Origin of the sequence: Vibrio sp. 10N.286.51.B11 (genome assembly GCF_041469245.1) — a bacterium.
GTDB classification, from domain to species: domain Bacteria; phylum Pseudomonadota; class Gammaproteobacteria; order Enterobacterales; family Vibrionaceae; genus Vibrio; species Vibrio crassostreae_C.
In genome coordinates, this window is record NZ_JBFRKI010000055.1 from 22,057 (window position 1) to 28,634 (window position 6,578).

Below are 6,578 nucleotides of genomic sequence, written 5' to 3' on the forward strand. Positions count from 1 at the left end.
AATCGTGCTCGATAGCATCTTAAAAATAAAGGCTAAATATGGGAAACTGGATAACACAAGGAGTTGGCGGCCTGGCTTTTTGTATCGGTGTAATGGCCTTTTGGCAAAAAGATGATATGCGTTTTCGCTACCAGATGATGATCTTTTGTTTTGTAATGAGTATCCATTTCATATTAATGGGCGCCATAGTGGCGGCTATAGGCGTAATTATTAATGCTATTCGCAGCTATGTATCGATAAAAACTCAATCGCGCAAAGTGATGTGGTTCTTTATTGGCTTGATGTGGTGCATGACTTTACCCAACATGAATCATTTCTTTGAATTTATTACGGTTGTTGGTTCATCCGTTGCGACATGGGCACTCTTTTCAAGACAAGGCATCGCATTGAGGTCCTTGATCTTATTCAATTCTTTCTGTTGGGCTAGCCATAACATTTGGATTGGTTCGATTGGCGGGTCCTTTGTCGAAATCACCTTTATTGTCACCAACATGGTCACTATCTATCGTTTACATCAACGCAGATTGTTAACTATAAAATAGGCAATATATTTTTTATTCTAAATTTAAAATATGGAAGTAATACATCACTAATTAAATGGGGGATTAATTGGATATCAAAAAATTAAATCTAGTTAAGTTTACGTTATTTAAACTTCGTCAATATATTTCCAATACTAAATTGAATTAAATCACCAATTAAATTTATATGGTGATCCAAACCTTTAGTTTGACCTATTTTGGTTAACCAATAGTCCATTAATTATTAAAATTGGTCATGTACTTATTATTATACTAACAATAGGATCGTGACCATGAAGCGTCTTACCCTGACACCTATAGCAATCGCGTTGCTTCTTGCAGGATGTAACTCATCTGATAGCGACAATAACTTCCAGCAACCCCAAGTTCACTCTCGTGTTCATGATGTATTGAACGTTGAGGGCTACCAATTCCGAGATTCTAACGGTAATGGAACACTGGAGCCTTTTGAAGACTGGCGATTATCTCCAGAAGAGCGAGCAGCAGACTTGGTTAGCCGCATGACGCTAGATGAGAAAGCCGGCATGATGCTCATTGACACCTTAAACTCGTCCAAAGGTGGGCTCGTTAGTAGTAAAGGGCAAGACATGATTGGCGATGCCCAAATGACGCGCTTTATCTTCCGTAACAGCGTAGTTGAAACACCTACCAATGCGCCTGATTGCGATTCAGGCCGTTCAGGTTGTCAGATAACCCCAACAGAAGCTGCCCAGTTCATGAATAGTGTTCAAGAACTGCGTGAACAGACGCGAATGGGTATCCCCGCTCTATTCAAATCCAATGCTCGTAACCACATAGATCCATCAGCTAAAGCAGGGATCAACGTTTCTTCAGGTGCCTTTTCTGCTTGGCCTAAAGAGGCAGGTTTAGCAGCCACTCGCGACATGGATTTAATCACTGAATTTGCAGGTATCATGAATGAAGAATGGTCTTCAATTGGCCTACGCAGTATGTACGGATACATGATGGATTTGGCGACAGAACCTCGTTGGTACCGAGTACACGAAACCTTTACCGAAGATGCAGATTTAGCGTCTGACATTATGCGCTCACTTATCAAAGGGTTGCAGGATGGCGGTGAGGTCAACGAAGACAGTATCGCGCTAACCATCAAACACTTCCCTGGTGGCGGTCCACAAGAAAACGGTGGTGACCCACATTATGACTTCGGTAAAAACCAAGTCTATCCAAAGAACAATTTTGATTACCACCTAAAACCGTTTATTGCTGCGATTGAGGCTGGCGCTTCTTCAATCATGCCTTACTACGGCATCCCTGTAGATCAAAAGTGGATGCCAAACGATGTTGGTATGTCCTTCTCAAAAGGCATTGTTACCGACCTTCTCAGAGACGAATTGGGCTACACAGGTAACGTGAACTCAGATACCGGCATTATTGGCGATCGAGCATGGGGTGTGGAACACAAAACGATTGATGAGCAGGTTGCCATGGCGGTCGAAGCTGGAGTCGATGTTCTTTCAGGTTTCCATGATAAAGAAGTCATCGTGAAACTCGTGGAAAAAGATCTGCTTACCGAAGAGCGTGTCGACCTATCAGTCACACGCTTACTTGAAGAACAATTCAAGCTTGGCCTTTTCGAAAACACTTACGTTGATGAGAAAAAAGCCCAAGAGATTTTAGGCAACGAGAAGTACCAAGAACGCGCTGATTACGCACAGAAAAAGTCTGTCGTCTTACTTCAAAATACCAATAAGACTTTACCTCTAGCTGAATCAACCGCACAAAATCCTGTTGCTCTGTATGTCATGGGAATGGACGAAAACATTGCAGGAGACGACAAGTACAACTTTACCGTGACTTCCGGAGATTACGAAGCGGGAGAAACGCGTCCACCAGTACCAGCCGATACGGACTATGCGGTTATTCGTGTTCGCGTATCTAACGAAGGCTCAGATCCTGATCTTATCTTTGGTGGCGCGAACCCAGATGAACTCGATATTCTTGCGTTCAGTGAAATGGCTACAGCTGCATCTTGGCATATTGAACCAAGCCTAAGCGACATTAAAGCCGTTATGAACGAAGTGGGCGCTGACAAAACGGTATTGTCCATCAACTTTAGACAACCCTTCGTGCTAGACGATCAAAGTAATCTTAAGCAAGCCGGTGCCGTGATCGCCACATTTGGTGTCTCGGACAGCAACCTAATGGAAGTACTTTCAGGCAACTTTGCTCCTCAAGGAAAACTGCCATTTGCTTTAGCGAACAGTGCCCAAGCCATTCAAAACCAAGACTCAGACTACCCTGGGTATGATCAAGCCGACACCCTTTACCCGTTCGGACATGGTTTAAGTTACGAATAATATTTGAGCTAATTCAGGCAGTGTTGAGCACTGCCTTTCCTTCTTAGATACCAAGGACAAAGTCATGGAACATATCTTACAACTGGGTTGGGATGATCACGCTATTCCACATAAAATCTGGATAGAACAATACTACGATGGGTGTCGTATCTGCTTGAAAGTCGTAAAAGACGTTGAGCCAGAAATGCTCTCATTGATTGTTCCAAATATTGATGTGCAAACCACTCATAAGGCGTGGCAAGGCAAAGCGACGAACATTACACCAGCCTATGATGACGGCGTGTTGTTCACTCAAACTCGCTCGCTATTCAATTTGCCTCATGGCTGCGTGATTTGGGCGGTAACACATATCCAGATGCAAAACGGCTTAAAAATGTCGGCAGACAAATTGTGCTTCGTACCAAAATACAGCAATCAAGATTCTTGTTTTAAGGTTCCAGCATAACGTAACAACAAGCCGAGTCGCTTATCCAACTTGGCGCTAATCTGCGAAGAACCATAAAAAAGGCCAGCGTATACACGTTGGCCTTACTTCTGTCTGTCTGTCTGTCTGTCTGTCATCAGGATTAAGCACTAATCAATCAACACCAACGAATCGATGGCATTGGATTCATTTAGATATCTCATTCTTGGCGGGCATTTGGCACCCGTAATAAGACAATGCTCATTCTAAAAAGACGAAATAAATTTAAAAAAACTTATTTCGCCGTTTTGATCATCGTAGCTCGCGGTTTACAGCTGAGGTTCTTGGGTCTTATTGACTATGAGGTCGCGAAGCCATTTGTGGCTTGGTTCAGAATCAAAGTAACGGTGCCAAAGCAAAAACAAACCACCGGGAACCAACTCAATAGGAATCGGCTTCATCACCAGTTCGCCACTCTCAATATAGTCACGAACCGAGTTGTACGGATAACACATCAGCAAATCGCTTTGTTTGCACAGCTTTACTGCGCTGGTGATGTCCGACACGTTGGCGGCTTTGTTAATTTGAAGCTGTTTGGCTTGCAAGATTTCCAGTAGCAACCAGTCGCCAACGCCACCGGTCACCAACTGAATATGACGGTATTTAAGGAAGGCTTGCAGATTCCACTCTTCTTGAAGTACTGGGTGATCATTTCGCATCAAACACACAGAGTAATCTTGCAGCAACTCGACGTGGTTTAGCTCGGCAGGGATATTTTGAATGTGGGTGCTAGCCCTTTCATCGAGCTCAAAAATTCCAATCCCGAAATCGACCTCACGCTTTAGTAAGCGCTTAAAGGTTTCGCTGCTCCAAGTAGTGCTGTTTACCGTAATGTTCGGCGCATCTGCTAGCGCGTTAGGCATAAATTTAGGGTAAATCGCGGTATAAGCGGTTTCAACAAGATCGATATTAAAAGTACGTTCGCTGTCTTTCGGCTCAAAAATGTCCGGCACGGTTAGCTGTTCAACTTGCAGAAGGATTTGATGAATTTTAGGCGCTAAAGAGGTGGCTTTCGGTGTTGGAAACAGGCCTTTTGACTCACGTTCAAACAAAGGGTCGTCAAACAAAGAACGCAGCTTAGTGAGTTGTTTACTCACCGCAGACTGACTAAGGAACAATCGCTCTGCCGTTTTGCTCACGCTGCGCTCTTCAAGCAACACGTGTAAACACAGCAGTAAATTCATATCACATTTGAGTAAGCTTTTAACATCTACCATGATATTCCTTAGATTCAGATTAATGATGACTTTATGTCACTTTAAATCATATCACAAACTTGTTAATTTAAGCCCATGTAACCTATGAGTTAATAACTCAAAAAATAATAGACCTAAGGAATACTCATGAACGTTCTAGCACTCCCTAAGATTGATCTGCACTGCCACCTAGACGGAAGCGTTCGTCCAGACACCATTATTGATCTGGCGAAACAGTACGGAATCGAACTTCCAGAAGACCGTGAAGCGGTAGTAAAGTCTCTAACAGTGCCTGAAGATTGCAAAAACCTTGATGAGTACCTAGCTTGCTTTAGCCTGCCACTGCAAGTGATGCAAACGGAAGAAGCGATTGAGCGTATCTCTTTTGAGCTTTACGAAGACGCAGCACTAGAGAACGTTAAATACCTAGAAGTTCGTTTTGCACCGATTCTTCACGTAAACAAGGGCTTGTCTCTTGATGCAATCATCGCAAGTGCGGTTAAAGGCATGAAGCGTGCAGAAGAGAAATACGACATTAAGGGCAACTACATCATGTCTGTACTTCGTATGTTCCCGAAAGACTCAATCAAAGATGTAATCGACGCTGGTAAACCATACCTTGGTAAAGGCGTGGTTGCGTTTGATATTGCAGGCGGTGAAAAGCCGGGCTTCTGCGCTGAATTCCCTGAGTACACGCAATACGCTATTGAACAAGGCTACCGTGTGACGGTTCACGCAGGTGAGCAATGGCATGGTCAGAACGTTTACGATGCAGTTACTCTGCTAGATGCTGAACGTATCGGCCACGGTGTTCACATCCAAGGTAACGAAGACGCGTACAACATCGTTAAAGAGAAGCAGGTTGCGCTTGAAACTTGCCCAACAAGTAACGTGCAAACTAAATGTATTCACAAATTCAGCGACCACCCAATTGCTGAATTCAAGAAAGACGGCATCGTTGTAACGATCAACACAGACAACCGCACTGTGTCGAACACAACCATGACTAACGAAGTGAAGCGTGTATGTGAAACGTTCGGTCTAACACAAGAAGACTACGCAGAGATCTACAAGTACTCTGTAGAGAGTGCTTTTGCTTCAGACGAAGTGAAGAAGCACCTAATGGGTTTCGTTGAGCAAATCTAATTTGAGCAATCTTGATTGCTAAGTAGAAAAACAGGAAGAGAAAGGCTTAGGCTTTTCTCTTTTTTTATGTCCAATTATCCGTATTCTAATATCGATGTTGACGAATGGGATGCAAACAATGAAAACAGAACTCGAGAAAATGCTGTCCGGCGAGATTTTTGATGGCGCAGACCATGAGGTAGACCACATGCGCACTCACGCCAGCAAGGCGCTATCAGACTTGAATCAATGTTCAGACGATACTCAACTACCAAGTCTTCAGGCTAATCTGTTTGGTAAAGTAGGAAGCAGCGTTGTCCGTCCTCCTTTTCATTGCGAGTTTGGCAAAACCATCGAGATCGGTGACGACACCTTTATCAACATGAACGTGGTGATGCTTGATGGCGCGAATATCAAGATTGGTAACAATGTATTGATAGGGCCAAGTGCCCAGTTTTACACAGCCTCCCACTCACTGGATTATCTCAGCCGCCGTAAGTGGGAAACTTTCTGCCTACCTATCACAGTCGAAGACGATGTGTGGATTGGTGGAAACTCAGTCATCAACCAAGGCGTTACGATTGGCGCTCGCTCTGTTATCGCAGCGAACTCAGTGGTTAACAGTGATGTACCACCAGATTGCCTGTACGGTGGCACTCCAGCCAAGTTGATTCGGCATTTGAATGCCGAACAAACTCGCGATTAAACAAGAAAGCGCGTATCCAAATCTAAAAAAGAGCGATGTTTCAATAGCATGGCTCTTAATCTAATTATCAGCGTTGTTTTATCGCACGCTTGTTCACCGCGAATTTGAAGCACGACAGCCGCAACTAAAACCAGCGCTGATATAGTCAAAAACAAGAATGCAACGATAGACTTAGGTGGGTATCTTTTCATTTTCTACACCCTCAAATTTAAGGTTCATCGCGGC

The 6,578-nt window shown here is 43.7% G+C and carries 7 protein-coding genes; 5 read left to right on the plus strand and 2 right to left on the minus strand.

The window, feature by feature from the left end; genetic code table 11:
• The first annotated feature begins 38 nt into the window (after positions 1-38).
• The 3 genes from AB4154_RS21750 (at position 39) to AB4154_RS21760 (ending at position 3,308) form a co-directional block, all read left to right on the plus strand.
• A complete protein-coding gene (locus tag AB4154_RS21750) occupies positions 39-542 on the plus strand; it encodes a YgjV family protein (RefSeq protein ID WP_081090456.1) in 504 nt (167 codons plus the stop codon).
• Between the two features lie 272 nt (positions 543-814).
• Positions 815-2,863, plus strand: a complete 2,049-nt coding sequence (locus tag AB4154_RS21755; protein ID WP_102398630.1) for a glycoside hydrolase family 3 N-terminal domain-containing protein — start codon at positions 815-817, stop codon at positions 2,861-2,863.
• Positions 2,864-2,927: 64 nt separating this feature from the next.
• Positions 2,928-3,308 carry a hypothetical protein gene (locus AB4154_RS21760; RefSeq protein WP_017057786.1) on the plus strand — a complete coding sequence of 127 codons (381 nt, stop codon included), beginning with the start codon at positions 2,928-2,930 and terminating at the stop codon, positions 3,306-3,308.
• Positions 3,309-3,595: 287 nt separating this feature from the next.
• On the opposite strand, the gene AB4154_RS21765 is transcribed toward AB4154_RS21760, so the two are convergent.
• Positions 3,596-4,543, minus strand: a complete 948-nt coding sequence (locus AB4154_RS21765; RefSeq protein WP_017061092.1) for a LysR family transcriptional regulator — start codon at positions 4,541-4,543, stop codon at positions 3,596-3,598.
• Between the two features lie 126 nt (positions 4,544-4,669).
• On the opposite strand from AB4154_RS21765, the gene add reads away from it, so the two are divergent.
• Together add and AB4154_RS21775 are read left to right on the plus strand one after the other, a co-directional pair.
• Positions 4,670-5,668 carry an adenosine deaminase gene (add, locus tag AB4154_RS21770; RefSeq protein WP_372124095.1) on the plus strand — a complete coding sequence of 333 codons (999 nt, stop codon included), beginning with the start codon at positions 4,670-4,672 and terminating at the stop codon, positions 5,666-5,668.
• A gap of 118 nt (positions 5,669-5,786) precedes the next feature.
• Entirely contained in the window at positions 5,787-6,353 is a 567-nt protein-coding gene (locus tag AB4154_RS21775) for a sugar O-acetyltransferase (protein WP_102321248.1), read from the plus strand.
• Here the strand turns inward: AB4154_RS21775 and AB4154_RS21780 are convergent.
• Positions 6,350-6,544, minus strand: coding sequence for a hypothetical protein (locus AB4154_RS21780; protein ID WP_017072485.1), 195 nt, complete (start codon positions 6,542-6,544; stop codon positions 6,350-6,352). The genes AB4154_RS21775 and AB4154_RS21780 overlap by 4 nt on opposite strands.
• Positions 6,545-6,578: the final 34 nt, after the last annotated feature.